This window comes from Microbispora sitophila, from assembly GCF_014892245.1.
GTDB classification, from domain to species: domain Bacteria; phylum Actinomycetota; class Actinomycetes; order Streptosporangiales; family Streptosporangiaceae; genus Microbispora; species Microbispora siamensis.
In genome coordinates this window covers 124329-143506 of sequence record NZ_JADBGC010000005.1, presented here as the reverse complement: position 1 = coordinate 143506, position 19178 = coordinate 124329, and the positions used below count along the sequence as shown (strand labels likewise).

Below are 19178 nucleotides of genomic sequence, written 5' to 3'. Positions count from 1 at the left end.
GGTTCGCCGATGAGGGCGGTGCGGGCGGTTCGCCGATGAGGGCGGTGCGCCGGTGAGCCAGATCGCCGCGGTCGTCCTGGTGATGCTGGCGACCGTCCTCATCGGCGCGTTCGGCATCCGGGTGTCCCGCACCACGTCGGACTTCTACGTCGCCTCCCGCACGGTCTCGCCCCTGTGGAACGCCTCGGCCATCGGCGGGGAGTACCTGTCGGCGGCCTCCTTCCTCGGCATCGCGGGGCTGATCCTCACCTTCGGCGCGGACATGCTGTGGCTGCCGGTCGGCTGGACCGGCGGCTACCTCGTGCTGCTGGTGCTGGTGTCGGCGCCGCTGCGACGCTCGGGGGCCTACACGCTGCCCGACTTCGCCGAGGCGCGGCTGGAGTCGATGGCGGTGCGGCGGCTGTCGAGCGTGCTCGTCGTGCTGATCGGCTGGCTCTACCTCATGCCGCAGTTCCAGAGCGCCGGGCTGGTCTTCCGTACGATCACCGGGGCGCCGCCGTGGACGGGCAGCCTGCTGGTGGCGGTGGTGGTCGCGACCAACGTGCTGTCGGGCGGCATGCGGTCGATCACGTTCGTCCAGGCGTTCCAGTACTGGCTGAAGCTGACCGCGCTGGCGGTTCCGCTGGCGTTCATGCTGGTCGCCTGGTGGTCCGACGGAAGGCCGGGGCTGGCCCCGGGGGACGAGTGGGTGCTGCCGCTCCACGGCCGCGACCACCCGGTCTACGAGACGTACTCGCTGATCCTGGCGACGTTCCTCGGGACGATGGGGCTGCCGCACGTGCTCGTCCGCTTCTACACCAACCCGGACGGCCGGGCCGCCCGCCGCACCACGCTCGTCGTGCTGACGCTGCTCGGCGCCTTCTACCTGATGCCCGCGGTGTACGGCTACCTCGGCCACGTCTACGGCATGCCGGAGAGCGACACCGTGGTCATCGCGCTGCCGGGGCGGCTGGTCGGCGGGCCGGTGGGCCAGTTCCTGACCGCGCTGGTGACCGCGGGGGCGTTCGCGGCGTTCCTGTCGACCTCGTCGGGCCTGACGGTTTCGGTCGCCGGGGTGATCGCGCAGGACATCCTGCGCGGCGGGGTGCGCGCGTTCCGCGTCGCGACCGTGCTCGCGGTGCTCGTGCCGTTCGCGCTCGCGGGCGTGGCCAGGTCGCTGCCGGTGGCGACCGTGGTGGGGCTGGCGTTCGCCGTGGCCGCCTCGTCGTTCTGCCCGCTGCTCGTGCTCGGCATCTGGTGGCGCAGGCTGACGACGGCGGGGGCGATGGCCGGGCTGCTGGCCGGGGGAGGGCTGGCCTGCGCGGCGGTGGCGATCACGATCATCGGCGGCCCGCACACCGGGTGGGCGGGGTCGCTGCTGGCGGAGCCGGCGGCCTGGACGGTGCCCGTGTCGTTCACGGTCATGGTGGTGGTGTCGCTGCTGACGCCGTCGCGAGTGCCGCGCGGCGTGGCGCGCACGATGGTCCGCCTGCACACGCCGGAGACGCTGAACGTCGACCGGGGCGACTGGCGCCCGCGTTTCATGTAGCCCGGCTGTTCGCGTTTCATGTAACGCGGCGTGTGACCGTTCGGCGCGTGCAACCGACCACTCGTCGCACGGATGCGCCATGTGAACGAGCGGGCGGTACGGCTGGGCGACTCGGCGGGCATCGGGACTCGTCGGCGGACACGGCGCGCTCCTACGTTGAAGTGATCCAGATCACTTGCCGAAGGAGATCTTGTGACCGTCCAGCACGATCCATCGGTCTACGAGCGTATACAAGCGGGTGAGCAGTTCCAGGAGCTGCGCCGCCGCTACCGGTCCTGGGCCTTCCCCATGACCATCGCCTTCCTGGTGTGGTACCTGCTCTACGTGGTGCTGTCGGGCTTCGCCCGGGACTTCATGGGCACCAAGTTGTTCGGCAACATCAACGTCGCCCTCGTCTTCGGTGTGCTGCAGTTCGTGTCGACGTTCCTGATCGCGTGGGCGTACTCGCGGCACGCGGCGGCCAAGCTCGACCCGATCGCCGAAGAGCTGCGCGGCGGGGCCGAGAGCCGCGACGAGATCGGGGAGGGCGCCAAGTGAGTCACGAGACGCTGTCCACGATCCTCTTCCTGGTCTTCGTCGCCCTCACGCTGGCGATCACGTTCTGGGCCAGCCGCAACACCAAGAGCGCGGCGGACTTCTACGCCGGCGGCCGGTCGTTCAGCGGTCTGCAGAACGGGCTGGCGATCGGCGGCGACTACATGTCGGCCGCGTCGTTCCTCGGCATCGCCGGCATCATCGCGCTGTCGGGCTACGACGGCTTCCTCTATTCGATCGGCTTCCTCGTCGCCTGGCTGGTCGCGCTGCTGCTCGTCGCCGAGCTCATGCGCAACTCCGGCAAGTACACGATGGCCGACGTGCTGGCCTTCCGGATGTCGCCGCGCCCTGTCCGTACGGCGGCGGGCGTGTCCACGATCGTCGTCAGCATCTTCTACCTGCTCGCGCAGATGGTCGGCGCGGGCGCGCTCGTCGGCCTGCTGCTCGGCGTGCACTCCGCGGCGGGCAAGATCTGGACGATCATCGCGGTCGGCCTGCTGATGATCATCTATGTCGTGTTCGGCGGCATGAAGGGCACCACCTGGGTGCAGATCGTCAAGGCCGTCATGCTGATGGTCGGCGCCGCGCTGATCACCCTGCTGGTGCTCGGCAAGTTCGGTTTCAACCTGTCCGGGCTGCTCGGCGACGCCGCCACCCAGAGCGGCAAGGGCGACGCCTTCCTCAATGCGGGCCTCAAGTACGGCACCGCCGCGCAGGGGATCTGGGGCAAGATCGACCTGATCAGCCTCGGCCTGGCCCTGGTGCTCGGCACCGCCGGTCTGCCGCACGTCCTCATCCGCTTCTACACGGTGCCGACCGCCAGGGACGCCCGCAAGTCGGTCCTGTGGGGCATCGGCATCATCGGCGTGTTCTACCTGCTGACGCTGGTGCTCGGCTTCGGCGCCGCCGCCCTGGTCGGCTCGAAGACGATCGCCGCGGCCGACAAGGCCGGCAACACGGCGGCCCCGCTGCTCGCCCAGAAGGTGGGCCAGGACATCTTCGGCGACGTCGGCGGCACGGTCCTGCTGGCGATCATCGCGGCGGTCGCGTTCGCCACGATCCTCGCGGTGGTCGCGGGCCTGACCCTCGCGTCCTCCTCCAGCTTCGCCCACGACCTGTACGCCCACGTGTTCAAGCGGGGCGCCGCCACCGAGCGCCAGGAGGTCGTGGTCGCCCGCGTCGCCGCCTTCGTGATCGGGGCGATCGCGATCGCGCTGAGCATCTTCGCCCAGTCGCTCAACGTGGCCTTCCTCGTGTCGCTGGCCTTCGCGGTCGCCGCGTCGGGCAACCTGCCGGCGATCCTCTACAGCCTGTTCTGGAAGAGGTTCAACACGGCGGGCGCGGTCTCGGCCATCTACGGCGGCCTGATCTCCGCCGTGGTGCTGGTGATCTTCTCCCCGGTCGTCTCCGGCTCGCCCACGGCGATGCGCCCCGAGATGGACTTCCACCTGATCCCGCTGTCGAACCCGGGCATCTTCTCGATCCCGATCGGCTTCCTGTGCGGCTACCTCGGCACGATCCTGAGCAAGGAGTACAACGCGTCGAAGTACGCCGAGATCGAGGTCCGCTCGCTCACCGGCCTCGGCGCCGAGCAGGCCACGGGCCACTGACGCCGGCTCCCGGCCACACGTCGCCGGCCTCCCGGCGGTGCCACCCACCGCCGCCGGGGAGCCGGCGTCCCCCTACGCCCGGTCGCCGGTTCACCGGCGGCGGGCGGGCGTATGCCTGCCCTGTCCCTCGCGTCATGGTGTTGGGGCACCCACTCTGGTTATGGTTCGGTCCGTGGACAGCCCTCTCCAGACCGCCAAGGCGTGGTCGCGCTCGCGGAGAAGGAAGCAGCCGCCCGACGGCGACGCCCGCACGCGCATCCTCGACGCCGCCGAGGAACTGTTCGCGGGCGGCGGCTACGAGGCCACGCCGACCGCGCGCATCGCAGAGCTCGCCGGCGTGCCCAAGGGCCTGGTCTTCCACTACTTCCCCCGCAAGATCGACGTGCTGATCTCGCTGGTGGACGAGCGGACCGTGGTGATCGAGGAGGAGGTCGAGGCGGTCCCCGGCGACGCGGCCGGCGCGCTGTCAGGGCTCGCCCGCAGGCTGCCGCTGCGCGCGTCCCCCGCGATGCGGCGCATCCTGTTCCGGGAGGCCGACACCCACCTGTCCGTACGGGAGCGCCTGGGCCGCCTGAACACCGAGATCATCCGCCGGGCCAGGTTCGCCCTGGAGCTCGCTCTGCCTGGTGGCCGCGGCGACGCCGCCCGGCTGGAGGCCGCCGCCGCGACCTTCGCCGCGGTCCTGCTGTACCAGGAGAGCATCTGCCTGCTCACCGGCCATCACATCGATCCCGACGCGGTGGCCGAGCTCATCGCCAACGCCCTGCACTGACGCGGGCCGCACTCCTTCCCGGCGTGCCTCCGGCGCGACTCCCTTGCGCGCCTCCGGCGCGACCCCGGCCGGTCAGGCGGGGACCATCTCCTCCCGCTCCTGCCGCTCGTCCAGGGGCCGCACGGGAGCCGCGCCGCCCTGTGAGGCCGGGTCGTGCGGAGCCGGGTCGTTCGGGGAGTCGTCGAGCAGGGCCAGGAGTTCGTCCATCGCCTCGCGCAGGTGGCCGATCATGCTCCAGACGTCCGGCAACCGGGTCGGGCAGGCGACGACGCCGAAGTCCAGCCGCCCGTCGTACGACGCGCAGGTGATGCTGATCCCCCCGGTGGCGTCGGTGACCACCGACAGAGGATGGTAGGCGAGCATCCGGGCGCCGCACAGGTACAACGGCAGGCGGGGACCGGGCACGTTCGACACGATGAGGTTGACGCCCGCCCCCGCCACTCCCGCGAGGCGGAACACCACCGGCGTGGCCAGCGCCGCGAAGGCGTTCGGCACCATCGCGCACACGTCGTCCAGCCAGGTGCGGTGGGAGACGGCGAAGCGCCGCTTGGCGGCGGCCAGCGTCGAGCGGACGGCCGCCAGGCGCTCCCTGGGGGAGGCGACGTCCGTGGCCAGCGGCGTGATCATCGCCGAGATCCGGTTGCCGACCCGCCCGTCCGAGGCGTCCCGGGACGACCCGCCGGCGCCCGGCGATCGCAACGCCACCGGCACCGCCGCCACCAGCGGCCGGTCGGGCAGCGCGTCGTGGGCGAGCAGCCAGCGCCGCAGCGCCGAGGCGCACAGCGTCATCACCACGTCGTTCGGGCCCATGCCGAAGGCCCTGGCCACCCTCCTGACCTCCGCCAGCGGCACCGAGCCGAGGGCGACCTCCCGCTCCCCGGAGATCGGCCCGTTGAACGGCGTGCGCGGCGCGACCAGCGGCGGCGTCTCGGGCAGCGGGCGCGAGTCCCCCGCGAGCGCGCGGGCGGCCTGGGCCACGAGCCGGGCGTCGGGCAGCGCCGCCACCACCGGGATCGCGTCCAGGTCGGCGGCGGCGCGGGCCAGCGAGCACAGCGTCTCCACCGGCTGGACGATCGACCGGGCGATCGCCCCGGCGAGCATCGTGAGCAGTCCGGGCGGCTGCGGCGACGCCGGGGCCGGGGGCGCCTCCACCCGGCGCGGCTGCGGCGACGGGTCGAGCAGCGCGGTCAGGATCTCCGAGCCCGACACGCCGTCGATCGCACAGTGGTGCACCTTCGTGTAGAGGGCACAGCGGCCGCCCTCCAGGCCGTGGACGAGGTGCGCTTCCCACAGCGGCCGCTCGCGGTCGAGTCGCCGCGCGTGGACGCCCGCCACGTACGCCGCGAGCTCCCGTTCTCCGCCGGGTGCCGGGAGGGTGGTCTCGTGCACGTGCGCGTCGAGGTCCACGTCCGGGTCGTCCAGCCAGTACGGCCGGTCGAGCCCGAAGGGCACGTCGGCCAGCCGCATCCGCAGCGGCGGGGCGAGGTGCAGCCGCTCGCGCAGCAGGGCGAGCAGGGCCTCCCTGGTCAGGGCGCCGGAGGGCGAGGTCGACGGGTCGAGTATGGCGACACCCGCCACATGGGCCGCGGTCGTCGCCGACTCCACGCTCAGGAACTGCGCGTCGAGTGCCGTCAACTGGCGCATCTCGTCATCCTCCCGCTCACGCCGCCCGATCCGCCGCCGGTCCGCGGCCGGCCTCGCCGTCCGGGACCACTGCCTGGGATCATCGGCTCCGGCGCCGGGCGTCGGCGCCGGGAGCCGCACACCCGCGACGATCCCTGGCGCACGATAATCACCCGCCTGCGCACCGTGACCATCATCGCCGCGCCGCGTTACCACCGCATTTCTCCCACGTGCCGCCGGGGGATGTTCAGGCGCGCCCTTGACTTCCTCCCGGCCCTAACGCCGCCCGTACCGCTGGGTTTTGTACTTCAGCTGGCGGCGGAACTCCCCCCGCCCGCAGTCGGAGATGGCCCGCGCCAGGCAGTGGTTGCGGACCATTCCTTTGACGTTGAGGTCTTCGATCACGATCAGGTCGTGGTCACGGACCAGCCGCGTGGACGTGCGGTGCAGGAAGTCGGCACGGGCGTCCCGCACCTTGGTGTGGGCGCGGGCGACCTTCGCCCTGGCCCGGTTGTTCGACCCACACTGCTTGCGGGCCATCCTGCGCTGCGGGCCAGGTTGCGAGCCTTGCGCTCCAGGTGGCACGGGTTGGGGATCTTCTCGCCGGCGGACAGGACGGCGAAGTCGCTCACGCCGAGGTCGGCCCCTGCTTCATCGCCGGTGGCGGGCAGCGGCTCGGGTCCGGTCTCAGTCTCCACCGCCAGGGAGGCGTACCAGCGGCCGTCGCTGTCGCGGGAGACGGTCACCGTGGCCGGGTCGATTGGCGGGGTCGACCTCGGGCCAGGACCACACGAACGCGATCGGGTCGTCCATCTCGCCAGGACCGTGTTCCAGACCAGGCGTACGCAGCCGAACGTGCGGTTCAGCACCGCGGCTTGCTCGGAGGTGGGGTAGACCCGCACCTTTTCGCTCGTACGCATGTTCGCATTTTGTCATCCTCTTGCCTGGGCGCAGGGGGAACCGGCGTCGTCCGAGAGGTGGGTCCGGGCTAGAGTTTGCGCGCGACGCCGCCGAAGCAGGCCACCTCGCGGGGCTCGCCCCACGGGTTGTCCTCCGACCGCCACCGCGACACCGACACGATGCCGGGTTCGAGCAGTTCCAGGCCGGTGAAGTAGCCCTCGATCTGCTTGGGGCTTCGCGGCGTGTAGGGGGTGGCGCCGCTGCCCGCGTTGTAGCGGCCGAGCGCCTCGACGTACGCCGGGTCGGTGTCGGAGCCGTCGTAGAGCGCGAGATAACTGCCCGAAGGCAGGGCCGCCAGCAGTCGGCTCACGATGTCCCGCGCCTCGTCGTAGTCCGCCACCAGGCCGAGGATGCCCATCAGCATGAGCGCGGTCGGCCGTTCGAAGTCGAGCGTTCTGGCCGCCTCCCGCAGGATGCGGCCGGGGTCGCGCACGTCGGCCTCGATGTAGTCGGTGGCCCCCTCGGGAGTGCTGGTCAGCAGCGCCTGGGCGTGCACCAGCACCAGGGGGTCGTTGTCGACGTAGACGATCCGGGACGCCGGGGCCAGCCGCTGGGCGACCTCGTGGGTGTTGTCGACGGTGGGCAGACCCGTGCCGATGTCGAGGAACTGGCGGATTCCCGCCTCACCGGCGAGGTATCCGACGGTTCGCACGAGCATCTGCCGGGACTGGCGGGCGATGTCCACCATTCCGGGGAAGACGGCGCGGATCCGTTCCCCCGCTTCTCTGTCGACGGGGTAGTGGTCCTTGCCGCCCAGGAAGTAGTTCCAGACGCGAGCCGAGTGCGGCACGCTGCTGTCGATCCTGCGGACGCCGGGGTCGTCGGCGGTAGGGGTGTCACTCATGGGGGCCTCGGAGTGGTCGGAACGGAGAGGCGACCGCACCCGCGTCAGTGATCTCCGCTCGTGGCAGATCGCGCGTCGCGCCCATCCTTTCCGATCAAGCCCCGGCACGCAACACATCGGTCGGGGTCGAAAGCGCGATTACAGCCCGTTCGCCCCGATAACATCCCGTCCCGGAGGTGTCGGCGTACGGCCGGCACCAGCGAGACCCGTATCGGGGAGGACAGGATGATCTCGGCTCGACCGGAGGCTGCGACTTCTCCGGACGGACGGCCGGTTCAGCCGCGGGGCGGGCCGACGGTGGTACGTATGATGCTCGGCGCCCAGCTGCGCCGGCTCCGCGAGGCCAGGAACATCAGCCGCGAGCAGGCCGGGCACGCCATCCGCGCCTCGGCCTCGAAGATCTGCCGGCTGGAGCTGGGCCGCACCCCCTTCAAACGGCGCGACGTGGTCGACCTGCTCACCCTGTACGGCGTCGTCGACAGCGGCGAACGCGAGACGATGCTGGTGCTCGCCGAGCAGGCCGGCACCCCCGGCTGGTGGCACCAGTACAACGACCTGCTGCCCGGCTGGTTCGAGGTGTACGTCGGGCTGGAGGAGGCGGCGGCCACCATCCGCACGTACGAGGTCCAGTTCGTGCACAGCCTGTTGCAGACCGAGGACTACGCGCGGGCGGCGATCCGGCTGCGGCATCGCGGGACGCCCGAGTCCGACGTCGAGCGCCGCGTCGGCCTGCGCATGCGGCGTCAGCGGCTCCTGGACCAGGCCGACGGACCCCGCCTGTGGTCGGTGGTGGACGAGTCGGCACTGCGCCGTCCCCTGGGCGGCCGGGCCGTGCAGCGCCGCCAGATCGAGCACCTGATCGAGGCCGCCGCGCGTCCGGACGTCACCCTGCAGATCCTGCCCTTCCGGGCCGGCGGTCACCCCGCCGTGGGCGGCCCCTTCACCATCCTGCGGTTCGCCGAGCCCGACCTGCCCGACGTCGTCTACCTCGAACAGCTCAGCAGCGCGCTGTACCTCGACAAGCAGGAGGACGTGGACGACTACACCGCGGTGATGAACGACCTCAGCGTGCAGGCCGAGTCGGCTCGCGACACCGTGACGATGCTGCGCGCGATGCTCCGGGATCTGTGAGACGGGCAGTCGCGCGGCGAGGTCAGCCCCTGCCCAGGTGGGCGAGCAGGCGGTCGAGGGGCCAGGTGTTCACCACGTCGTCCGGGGTGAGCCAGGCCCGCTGCGCGATGCCCACGCCGAACCTCTGGTGGGCCAGATGCGGGACGGCGTGGGAGTCGCTGTCGATGGAGAACTTGACGCCGTGGTGGCGCGCGAGCCGTACCAGGTCGGAGGGCAGGTCGGCCCGGTCGGGGTAGGAGTCGATCTCCATGATCGTGCCGGTCCTGGCGGCGGCGCGAAACACCGCGTCCCAGTCCGCGTCCACCGGCGGCCGCTTGCCGATCTTCCGTGTCGTGGGGTGGCCGACGACGTGGACGTGCGGGTTCTCGCACGCCGCGATGAAACGGCGGGTCATCTCCTCCCGCGACTGGGTGAAGTGCGAGTGCACCGACGCGACGCAGACGTCGAACCCGGCAAGCACCTCGCCCGGCCAGTCCACCGAGCCGTCCGGGGCGATGTTCAGCTCGCTGCCGTGCAGCAGCCGCATGTCCGGATATTTCGCCTGTAGCTCGGCGATGCGGGCGCGCTGGGCGAGGGCCTTGTCGAGGGTCATCCGCTGCATGACCAGGTCGGGCGCGTGGTCCGTCACCGCGTAGTAGGAGTAGCCGCGCATCGCGGCGGCGGCCACCATGTCCTCCAGCGAGGCGATCCCGTCGGTGAGGTCGGTGTGGGTGTGCAGGTCGCCCCGCAGGTCGTGCAGCTCGACCAGGAGCGGCAGCTCGCCCCGCAGCGCGGCCTCGACCTCGCCGCCGTCCTCGCGCAGCGCCGGGTGCACCCACGCCATGCCGAGCGCCTGGTAGATCTCCTCCTCGGTCTCCGAGGCGATGAGCCGGTCGCCGTCGAAAAGGCCGTACTCCGACAGCTTCCAGCCCTTCTTGACCGCCATCTCCCGGATGCGGACGTTGTGCTCCTTGCTGCCGGTGAAGTAGATCATTGCGGCGCCCCACGACTCGGCGGGGATCAGCCGCAGGTCGACCTGAAGGCCGCGGTCGGTCCTGACCGAGGTCTTCCGCTCGCCCTTCGCGACGATCTCGGTGACGTACGGCTGCCGCGCGAACAGCTCCATCAGGCCGGGGTCGCCGACGGCGAGGATGTCGATGTCGCCGATCGTCTCGCTCATCCGGCGCAGCGACCCGGCGAAGGCGATCCGGTCGGCGGGCAGCGAGGCGATGACCCGCTCCGCGAGATCCGTCGCGACGCCGAGGTGGACCCGGTCGCCCGACCGCTCCATGTGCTCGATGCCCTTGAGCAGGTTCTCCTCGGTCTTGGCGCCGAAGCCGCGCAGGCCCTTCAGACGGCCGGCCCTGATCGCGTCGGCCAGCGCGCCGGGGGAGTCGATGCCGAGCTCCTGGAACAGGAACAGCGCCTTCTTCGGGCCGAGCGAGGGAATCCGGGTCAGCCTGCGCACGCCCTCGGGCACCTTGCCTCGCAGGTCGTCGAGCTGGCGGAAGCTGCCACGCTCGAGGAACTCCTCGACCTTCTTGGCGATCGCCTCGCCCACGCCCGGGATCGACCGCACGTCGGTCTCCCCGAGATCCCCGGGGAATCCCGCGATCGACTTGGCCGCCTTCTGGTAGCTGCGCACGCGGAAGGCGTCTCCGCCGTTCAGCGCGAAAAGCTCGGCGTACTCCTGCAGCGCCGCGGCTGCCTCGTCATTGGCCCGTCCCATGCGTCTCAGGGTAGGAGAAGTGGCAGCGCGCGTTCGAACGAACGTATCCAGTACGGCCAGGTGTGGGTGCCGTTTCCGTAGAAATCCGTCGTCACCGTCACCCCGGCCTTCTTCGCGGCCCTGGCGAAGTTCAGGTTCTGCCGCATGATCGCGGCCTCGGTGCGATCGGTCGCCCCGTCGCCTTGGTGCTGCGGGTCCAGCGGACCGGGCTCGCCGTCGCCTGAGGACGCGTAGAGGCGCACGCCCTTCAGCCGTCCGGCAAGGTCGGCGGGATTGTGCTCCGGCCAGGCGCTCGGGTCGCCCCACAGGTCCTCGGTGTCCACGCCGTTGTCCGCCATGAACGCCCGATATCCGGGGACGTCCTCGCGGGTGTCGAGCACCCCGGAGAACGACGCCGCGGCCTCGAACACACCCGGATGCCGGGCCGCGTAGACGAACGCGCCGAGGCCGCCCATGGAGAAACCGGCGACCGCACGGCGCGTCCCGACGCCGTACCGCGGCTCGACCAGGCGGGGCACCTCGGTCATGTGGAACGTCTCCCAGGCGGGGCCGTCCCGCCAGTCGGCGTACCAGCCCATCGAACCGCCCTCGGGGACGATGACGACCGCGTCGAGGCGGGCGGTCAGCCGAGCCACCTCGCCCGTCCTGAGCCAGTCCCAGCCTCCACCGGCGCAGCAGCCGTGCAGCAGGTACAGCGCGCGCCAGCCGGTGGAACCCGGCTTCCACGCCTCAGGCTTCAGCACCCACACCGAGCGCCGCCCGCCCGTGGCCGGGGAGTCGATCACGAGTTTGTCCGTCCGCCCGTCCACGGCCTCCTGCGAGACGACCGTGGCCTGGGCAGCGGCGGGAGAACGGGCGGGCGGCGGCGCCGCGGACTCGGCTGTGCCCTGGCAGCCGGTCACCATGACGACGAGCACGAGCCACGTCAGGATCTTCTTCACGTGGAGCTGAATGACATACCGATCAACCGTCGTCAACCCCGGAAAAGGGCGTCGCGTAGGCGAAAAGCCCGCTCGGCGGCGGGACCGGTCGCTCGAACACCCGAACCTGGAAGAACTCGCCCCACCCCGGGTCCGGCGCAGTCACACCGTACGTCTCCGAGTGCTCGAAGCCGAAGCGCGCGTAGTAGGCGGGGCTGCCGAGCAGCGCGACCAGCGGCTCGCCGAGCGCCTCGGCCGCCCCGAGCACGGCGTGCACGAGCGCCGAGCCCACGCCCCGCCGTTGGTAGGAGGGGTGCACGGCCAGGGGGCCGAGCCCCAGCACGGGCACGGCCCCCACGTGGGCCCTCGTGCAGACGACGTGACCCGCGATCCCGCCGTCCGGCGCCGGTGCCACGAGCGACAGTTCCGGCAGCCAGCCGGGGTCGGTGCGCAGCTCGTCGAGCAACGTCACCTCGACCGGCAGCCCGTCCGGCCGGTCGGGGTTGCGGGCCGCCTCGTAGGGCGCGAAGGCGGCGGCGACGACCGAGCGGACAGCCTCGAAGTCGCCGGGGTTCTCCCGTCGGATCAGCATCCGGCCAGCCTGCCGCCCGTCCCGGCGACCCGGCAACACGTTAACGGGCCGAGCCTGGCGAAAGCGGATCGGAACGCGCGGAGCGGCCACGAGCTTCTTCGCGTGACCAGGCGAAATATAGCGATAAGTGCCAGCATTGCCTTTTCGTGAGGGTTTTATGAGCGGACTGGTGCGAAATTCGATTCGCGGGGGTTGACCGGGTGCGGGGCGCAGCCGGCCAGTGATCGGCCGCCCCGCTTGACCGGACACCGGTGGGCGAATACCGTCTCTCCGAAAATTACTATAAATACCACGAAAATTTCGGTGGCGGTTGGCGGACAGTGATCACCATCTCGCCGTGGTCACGGGGCCGCCCATGTGTCCGCCTGTCTATTGAGAGACAGCAGTAAGGAGCACGATGCCAGAGCTGACGGACCCCGAGCCGGTCGCCAAGCCCATCCCGCGAATCAACACCACGATTCCGCATCCGGCCCGGATATACGACTACCTGCTGGGCGGCAAGGACAACTTCGCGGCCGACCGTGAGGCGGCAGAACACCTCCTGAAAATTTCGCCGGGTACTCGCGAGGGCGTTCGCGCCCACCGCGCCTTCCTCCGCCGGGCGGTGCACCATCTCGCCACCGAAGCGGGCATGACGCAGTTCCTCGACATCGGCACGGGCATCCCCACGCAGGGCAACACCCACGAGGTCGCTCAGCGGGCCAACCCCGAGGCCCGGGTGGCGTACGTGGACAACGACCCCATCGTCCTGGTGCACGGCCGTGCCCTGCTGACCGGCAGCGCCACGGGGATGACCTCGGTGATCGAGGCCGACATGCGGCAGCCGGAGAAGATCCTGTCCCACCCGGAGGTCCGGGCCGTGATCGACTTCGACCGTCCGGTGGCCGTCATCATGGCGGGCGTCCTGCACTTCATCACCGACGAGGAGGATCCGTACGGGCTGGTCGAGGCCTTCAAGGCCGCCGTGCCCTCGGGCAGCCGTCTGCTGCTGTCGCACATCACGCTCGACTTCGCCCCCCAAGTGCGCGAGGAGGAGTTCACCAAGCCCTACGACAACAGCACCGCGCCCATGGTGCCCCGCACCCTCGACCAGGTGCTGCGCTTCTTCGAGGGCTGGCAGGTGATCGATCCCGGCGTGGTCGAGGTGGTGCGCTGGCGGCCTGACGAGTACGAAGGCCGGGAGCGCATTCCCGGAGGTCACGCCTGGGCCTACGGCGCCCTCGCGGCGAAGCCCTGACCAGGGAACGACAAGGCACAGTGCGGTCCCACACGCGCGGCGGGCGAGTGGCGATGGCCTCCGGTGCGGCGGGTCGCACGCACCGGAGGCCATCGCTTGCGGCTGGAGGGAAAGGGTCAGCAGGTGGAGCCGGCCTGGGTCAGCGGCCCGCCGGGCTCACTGCGTGAAGGTCCACTTCTGGTTGTTCCCGCCCCAGCAGGAGTACAGCTGGATCTGGGTGCCGTTGCCGGTTCCCTGTCCGACGGCGTCCAGGCACAGCCCGGACTGGACACCGACGATGGAGCCGTCGGAGTTGAGGCGCCACTTCTGGTTGTCGCCGCCCCAGCAGGAGTAGATCTGGACCTTGGCGCCGTTGCCGGTGCCGGCGGCGTCCAGGCACTTGTTGCCGTACACCCGGAACTCCTGCGCGGAGGTGTAGGTCCAGGTCTGGTTGGTCTGGCCGTTGCAGTCCCAGATCTGCAGTTGGGTGCCGTCGGTGGTGCTGACGTTGGGCACGTCGAGGCAGCGGCCGGAGCCGACACTCCTGATCGGCCCGGTACCGTTCCCGCCACCGGGGGTGGGCGAGGTGCCGGGGCTGGGAGAGGTGCCGGGGCTGGGAGAGGTGCTCGGCGTGGCGGCGTTGAGGGCGTTCAGGACCGAGGTGTAGGCGGCCTTCTTGTTGCCGTTGCCGTCGAACAGCAGCGGGCTGGTGTTCGCACCGAGCCAGGAGTCGCTGTCGCGCACGCCCCACACGGTGATGCCGATGCACCGGGAGACCGCCAGGCAGTCGTTGACCACGCTGGCGTAGGTCGAGGCGGAACCGCCCTGGATGTCCAGCTCGGTGATGGCGACGTCCACGCCGAGGGCGGCGAAGTTCTGCAGGGTCGTCCGGTAGTTGCTGGGGTAGGGGCTGTTGCTGTTGAAGTGGGACTGGAAGCCGACGCAGTCGATCGGGACGCCGCGGGCCTTGAAGTCCTTGACCATGTTGTAGACGCCCTGGGTCTTGGCCCAGGTCCAGTTGTCGGTGTTGTAGTCGTTGTAGCACAGCTTGGCCGCGGGGTCGGCGGCGCGGGCGGTGCGGAAGGCGACCTCGATCCAGTCGTTGCCGGTGCGCTGCAGGTTGGAGTCGCGCCGGCCGCCGCCGCTGTCGGCGTAGGCCTCGTTGACCACGTCCCAGTAGGGGATCTTGCCCTTGTAGTGACCCATCACGCCGTTGATGTGGTTGATCATCGCCTGGCGCAGCGCGCTGCCGGACAGGGACTGCATCCAGCCGGGCTGCTGGGAGTGCCAGGCCAGCGTGTGCCCGCGCACCCGCTTGCCGTTCTGCGTCGCCCAGTTGTAGATCCGGTCGGCGTTGGTGAAGTTGAACTGGTTCTGGTTGGGCTCGGTGGCGTCGATCTTCATCTCGTTCTCGGCCGTCACCATGTTGAACTCACGGTTCGCGATCGTGGTGTACGCCGAGTCACCCAGCCTGCCGCCGGCGATGGCGGTGCCGAAGTAGCGGCCGGTTTGAGCGGCCGCCGCGCCGAGCGTGCTCGCCGCGGCGTCGGCGGGGACCGTCACCGCCACCACTGCCGTGGCCGCGGTGAGAACGCCGAGAGCGCCGGCGACCAGAGCCCGGCGCAGCCGGGTCCCGGGCGGGGGCATGACGTTTACGCCCATGTCTGAGCCTCCATAACTGAATCACCGAGGGGAACGTGGAGGTTCCCGTAAGACCGACGCCGCGCATCCTCCCTTGAGGGCGCACACCACCGGGGCGTCGTGGTCGGCGGCCCCCCTGCCGTGCACCACCACTTGGGAGCGGGGGACCGCCTTGGAGGATCAGTGTGGAAACCTGCCCGAAACTTGTCAAGCCTTCTATGGAAACTTTCGGCTGCATGATCGAGGCAAGCATGGAAAATCGGTTAAGTAGTCGGCATCTGCGGACCCGAAACTTTCGGCGATCCAGAGATCGAGCGGGAGAGGGGAGATGAAAGTTTCAGGACAGTGCTCTCGCCGGTTTTCGGGCCATCGCGATAACGCCCAGTTGGACCATGCTCAGACCCCGAGCGGCGACGCGACAAGGTAACCGGGCCATTGACAGCGGCTGTCTGCCTCGTATTGGCTCCGCCCCACACCACCTCCACCCACCCCGATGGAGAGGAGAGCCGATCGGGAGACGAATTGTGAGCGCTAACAGCATGGTGTTCCAGGGGCCGGCAGCCGAATCCGAGCCGCCGGCTCGGGACGACGCTCGGCCGATGTGCGAGCACCTCGATGATCGATCGGGCGGTGCCGGGGAGGAGGGCGGTGGCACTACCCTGCCAGGGTGAGCCTGGAAGTGTCCGTGGTGGTCCGCTATCGCAAGGCCGTGACGTACGGCGTGAACGCGCTGCTCGGCGCGCTGGAGACCGCGAAGGCCGAGTGCGATCTGCGGCTCGGGACCACACCCGAGGAGACCGCGGAGCACATCGCGGCCAGCCCCGCGGACCGTGTCCTGGTCCTCTGGTCGTTCTACTCGCCGGACGCCGAGGCGATGGCCGCCGAGCTGGCCACCGTACGGGCCCTCGCCGACGACCCTCGCGTTCTGCACATCGCCGGCGGGGTGCACGCCACCGCCGAGCCGCAGCAGGTCATCGACGCCGGCTGGGACCTCGCCGCCATCGGTGAGGGGGAGCCGACGATCGTCGCCCTGGTCGAGGCGCTGCGCGCGGACCGGCCGCTCACCAGCGTGCCCGGGCTGGCGGTGCGCGACGGCGACGGCACGGCGCTGCGCACGCCACCGGCCCCGCAGCTGCCGCTCGACGCCTTTCCGTCCTTCCCCGACCGGCGCCGTCACTTCGGGCCCATCGAGATCACGCGGGGGTGCGCCTACACGTGCCGCTTCTGCCAGACGCCCTTCATGTTCGGCGGCAGGTTCCGGCATCGCAGTGTGGACAGCGTGCGCGAGCACGTCCGCCGGATGGCCGCCCACGGCCTGCGCGACGTCCGCTTCATCACCCCCACCTCCCTCTCGTACGGCACCCAGGGGCCGGAGCCGGCGCTGGACGCCGTGGAGGAACTGCTCGCGGGCGTGAAAGCGGAACTGCCCGCGAACGGGAGGGTGTTCTTCGGCAGCTTCCCGTCCGAGATCCGCCCGGAGCACGTGACGCCGGAGGCGATGCGGCTGCTCAAACGTTACGTGGCGAACGACAACATCATCATCGGCGCGCAGTCGGGCTCCGACCGCGTGCTGGCGGCGGCCGGTCGCGGCCACGGCAGCGAACCGGTGCGCGACGCCGTGCGGATAGCCGTGGAGCACGGCTTCCGCCCGAACGTCGACTTCATCTTCGGGCTGCCCGGCGAATCACCCGAGGACCAGGACGCGTCCCTGCGGCTCGCCGCGGACCTCGCCGATCTCGGGGCGCGCATCCACACCCACACGTTCATGCCACTTCCCGGCACGCCGTGGCGGGACGCGGAACCCGCGTTCATCCCGCTCGCCACGATGCGTGAGCTGGACCGGCTCGCGCAGCGCGGCGACGCCTACGGGCACTGGCGCAAGCAGGCCGAGCACGCGACGCGGCTGGCCGAGACGGCCAAGGCCTACCCGCGCCGTGCCCGGCGCCGCCGCACCACCGACAGCTGACGTCCCCGCCCTGAGACCCCGCCCGCCGAGCCCTTCCCGGGCCCGGCGAACGCGGGGCCTCGCGATCAGAACTGCTGCGGCCGGGCCTGGTACGGCTCCTCCAGGAAGGCGATCTCCTCATCGGTGAGCTTCAGCTCGACCGCGGCGAGGGCGTCGTCCACGTGGTGCTCCTTGGTCGCGCCGACGATCGGAGCGGTCACGGCCGGGCGGCTGAGCAGCCACGCGAGGGAGAGGGTCGCGGGGGAGACGCCCCGCTCCTCGGCGGTGCGCGCCACCCGCTCCAGGATCGCCTCGTCGGCGGGCCCGCCGTACAGCTGCTCCTGCCTGGCGCCGTCGCCGACCTGCCGTACGGTGTCGGCCGGCTTGCCCGCGCGGGCGAGCAGGCCGCGCGCGAGCGGGCTCCACGGGATGAGCCCCACTCCCTGGTCGAGGCACTGCGGGATCATCTCCCGCTCCTCCTCACGGTGCAGCAGGTTGTAGTGGTTCTGCATCGAGACGAACCGGGTCCAGCCGTGCCTGTCCGCGGCGTGCTGGGCCTTGGCGAACTGCCAGGCCCACATGCTGGAGGCGCCGATGTAGCGGGCCTTGCCGGCCCGGACGATGTCGTCGAGCGCCTCCATGGTCTCCTCGATCGGCGTCTCGTCGTCCCACCGGTGGATCTGGTACAGGTCGACGTAGTCGGTGCCGAGGCGGGCGAGTGAGGCGTCGATCGCCGACATGACGTGCTTGCGGGACAGGCCGTAGTCGTTGCGGCCCTCGCCCATCGGGAAGTAGACCTTGGTGGCGAGCACGTAGTCGTCGCGCCGGGGGAAGATCTTGCGCAGCAGCCGCCCGGTGACCTCCTCGCTGACGCCTCCCGAGTAGACGTCGGCGGTGTCGAAGAAGGTCACGCCGCCCTCGGCCGCCTTGCGCACGATGGGCTCGGCCTGCTCCTCGTCCAGGACCCAGCCGCCCCACTTGGCCGGTTCGCCGTAGCTCATCATGCCGAGGCAGACCCTGCTGACCTTCATGCCTGTGGTGCCAAGTCGTCGGTATTCCATGCAGGCACCCTATTTCCCCCATCGTTTCGCCGGGTGGGACGGGTGTCCGCCGGCGGCTGCCCGGAGGACTGTCGCCGTGAGTCACCAGCGCAGCGCGGTGAAGTCGATCGGCCGGGGTGAGAGTCGCCCGGTACGGCCGGCCAGGTCGTGCAGCCGTCGGGCGAACTCGTCGGCAGGCAGCCGCTTGCGGTCGCCGTGGCCGGGCAGCAGCCATTCGAAGCGCACCCGCGGCGCCGTACGGGCCAGTGACACGGCCAGTTCCGTGATGGAGTACCAGGTGACCGAGTCGGCGACGGCGATGTCGCCGGTGGTGCGGGACCAGTAGAAACTGTCACCGCTGAAGCAGTAGGTCTGGTCGGCGAGATACAGCACGCTGCCCTCGGTGTGCCCGGGCAGCGGATGCGCTGTCACGCCGCCGGCGATCTCGATCGGCTCGGTGCCCCGGAGAACGCGGTCGGCGTCCGGCGCTGCGGCCAGGTCTCCTTCGTGGATCCACAGACGGGCGCCGAACCGGTCGGCGTATTCGCGGCCATGCGCGGCGTGGTCGCGATGGGTGAGCAGCACGTCGGTGATCGGGCCGAGAGCGGCGTATTTGGCGGCCAGGCCGGAACTCCAGCGCGGCGTGTCGATCATCATGAGGTTTCCGGCAGGCCGGCGCAGCAGATAGGAGTTCGCGCCGGCGGTGTGCCGCGAGTTGTGCCCGCACAGGTGCACGTGCTCGGAAAGACGCAGAGGGAAGGGATCGAACGCCGGGTCCGGACCGCGCGCGCCGCGCCGGATCGACCGGGTGTGACACGCGAAAGCCGCGGCGTACAGCGCCCTTTCCTCCGCGTCGGTGCGCGGCTGGCGAACGACAGAGGAGCGGCCGTCGACCTCGGCGACCAGTTCCGGTGCGAGTTGCCGGGCGACGTCGCAGTTGGTGCAGCGGTGATCGACGTGCCAAACGGCGCCGGCCGAGTGCTCGTTCATGACATGGTCCCTCCGCGGGTGAAATTCGGCGACGAATTGAGTATCACAGGCTCTGCGAAAGAACAAATCAAAGTATGCTGTTGACTTTTGTGGAGGAGGTCGCTCTCGGATGCCTCTTTCGTAT

At 70.6% G+C, this 19178-nt stretch carries 16 protein-coding genes and 1 pseudogene; 7 read left to right on the top strand and 10 right to left on the bottom strand.

Annotated elements, in window-relative coordinates; translation table 11 throughout:
• The first annotated feature begins 52 nt into the window (after window positions 1-52).
• From IL992_RS10830 to IL992_RS10815, 4 genes are all read left to right on the top strand, one after another.
• Window positions 53-1528 carry a sodium/solute symporter gene (locus IL992_RS10830; protein ID WP_239108278.1) on the top strand — a complete coding sequence of 492 codons (1476 nt, stop codon included), beginning with the start codon at window positions 53-55 and terminating at the stop codon, window positions 1526-1528.
• Between the two features lie 192 nt (window positions 1529-1720).
• Entirely contained in the window at window positions 1721-2065 is a 345-nt protein-coding gene (locus tag IL992_RS10825) for a DUF485 domain-containing protein (protein WP_193203201.1), read from the top strand.
• The gene (locus IL992_RS10820; RefSeq protein ID WP_193203200.1) at window positions 2062-3672 is read left to right on the top strand and encodes a solute symporter family protein; all 1611 of its coding nucleotides are present in this window, start codon (window positions 2062-2064) and stop codon (window positions 3670-3672) included. Before IL992_RS10825 ends, IL992_RS10820 begins: the two co-directional genes overlap by 4 nt.
• Before the next feature lie 172 nt (window positions 3673-3844).
• Window positions 3845-4444, top strand: coding sequence for a TetR/AcrR family transcriptional regulator (locus tag IL992_RS10815; protein ID WP_319018472.1), 600 nt, complete (start codon window positions 3845-3847; stop codon window positions 4442-4444).
• Between the two features lie 72 nt (window positions 4445-4516).
• On the opposite strand, the gene IL992_RS10810 is transcribed toward IL992_RS10815, so the two are convergent.
• The 4 genes and pseudogenes from IL992_RS10810 to IL992_RS10795 all read right to left on the bottom strand — a co-directional run bounded on the left by IL992_RS10810 (window position 4517) and on the right by IL992_RS10795 (window position 7871).
• Window positions 4517-6088 (bottom strand): wax ester/triacylglycerol synthase family O-acyltransferase, encoded by a 1572-nt coding sequence (locus tag IL992_RS10810; RefSeq protein ID WP_193203198.1) that lies wholly within the window; start codon window positions 6086-6088, stop codon window positions 4517-4519.
• 255 nt (window positions 6089-6343) lie between these two features.
• Window positions 6344-6607 carry an RNA-guided endonuclease InsQ/TnpB family protein gene (locus tag IL992_RS10805; protein ID WP_226872704.1) on the bottom strand — a complete coding sequence of 88 codons (264 nt, stop codon included), beginning with the start codon at window positions 6605-6607 and terminating at the stop codon, window positions 6344-6346.
• A gap of 317 nt (window positions 6608-6924) precedes the next feature.
• Window positions 6925-6987 (bottom strand): annotated as a pseudogene (locus IL992_RS47555) (helix-turn-helix domain-containing protein); the annotation flags it as partial.
• Window positions 6988-7055: 68 nt separating this feature from the next.
• A complete protein-coding gene (locus IL992_RS10795; RefSeq protein ID WP_193203195.1) occupies window positions 7056-7871 on the bottom strand; it encodes an SAM-dependent methyltransferase in 816 nt (271 codons plus the stop codon).
• Window positions 7872-8096: 225 nt separating this feature from the next.
• On the opposite strand from IL992_RS10795, the gene IL992_RS10790 reads away from it, so the two are divergent.
• The gene (locus IL992_RS10790; protein ID WP_193203194.1) at window positions 8097-9002 is read left to right on the top strand and encodes a helix-turn-helix domain-containing protein; all 906 of its coding nucleotides are present in this window, start codon (window positions 8097-8099) and stop codon (window positions 9000-9002) included.
• A gap of 22 nt (window positions 9003-9024) precedes the next feature.
• Here the strand turns inward: IL992_RS10790 and polX are convergent, their stop codons facing one another.
• The 3 genes from polX to IL992_RS10775 are packed head-to-tail and all read right to left on the bottom strand — an operon-like array spanning window position 9025 to window position 12222.
• On the bottom strand, window positions 9025-10710 hold the full coding sequence (polX, locus tag IL992_RS10785; RefSeq protein ID WP_193203193.1) for a DNA polymerase/3'-5' exonuclease PolX: 1686 nt from the start codon (window positions 10708-10710) through the stop codon (window positions 9025-9027).
• Window positions 10711-10715: 5 nt separating this feature from the next.
• Complete coding sequence (locus IL992_RS10780; protein WP_193203192.1) at window positions 10716-11651, bottom strand: alpha/beta hydrolase; 936 nt, start codon at window positions 11649-11651, stop codon at window positions 10716-10718.
• Between the two features lie 22 nt (window positions 11652-11673).
• Window positions 11674-12222 carry a GNAT family N-acetyltransferase gene (locus IL992_RS10775; RefSeq protein WP_193203191.1) on the bottom strand — a complete coding sequence of 183 codons (549 nt, stop codon included), beginning with the start codon at window positions 12220-12222 and terminating at the stop codon, window positions 11674-11676.
• 397 nt (window positions 12223-12619) lie between these two features.
• Between IL992_RS10775 and IL992_RS10770 the strand changes: the two genes are divergently transcribed.
• Window positions 12620-13459 (top strand): SAM-dependent methyltransferase, encoded by an 840-nt coding sequence (locus tag IL992_RS10770; protein WP_193203190.1) that lies wholly within the window; start codon window positions 12620-12622, stop codon window positions 13457-13459.
• A 156-nt stretch (window positions 13460-13615) separates the two neighbouring features.
• Here the strand turns inward: IL992_RS10770 and IL992_RS10765 are convergent, their stop codons facing one another.
• Window positions 13616-15100, bottom strand: coding sequence for an endo-1,4-beta-xylanase (locus IL992_RS10765; RefSeq protein WP_193203189.1), 1485 nt, complete (start codon window positions 15098-15100; stop codon window positions 13616-13618).
• Between the two features lie 646 nt (window positions 15101-15746).
• Between IL992_RS10765 and IL992_RS10760 the strand changes: the two genes are divergently transcribed.
• Window positions 15747-17045 (top strand): TIGR04013 family B12-binding domain/radical SAM domain-containing protein, encoded by a 1299-nt coding sequence (locus IL992_RS10760; RefSeq protein WP_193203188.1) that lies wholly within the window; start codon window positions 15747-15749, stop codon window positions 17043-17045.
• Between the two features lie 65 nt (window positions 17046-17110).
• On the opposite strand, the gene IL992_RS10755 is transcribed toward IL992_RS10760, so the two are convergent.
• Window positions 17111-18085 (bottom strand): aldo/keto reductase, encoded by a 975-nt coding sequence (locus IL992_RS10755; protein ID WP_193203187.1) that lies wholly within the window; start codon window positions 18083-18085, stop codon window positions 17111-17113.
• Window positions 18086-18166: 81 nt separating this feature from the next.
• Window positions 18167-19054, bottom strand: coding sequence for an MBL fold metallo-hydrolase (locus IL992_RS10750; RefSeq protein ID WP_193203186.1), 888 nt, complete (start codon window positions 19052-19054; stop codon window positions 18167-18169).
• Between the last annotated feature and the right edge of the window lie 124 nt (window positions 19055-19178).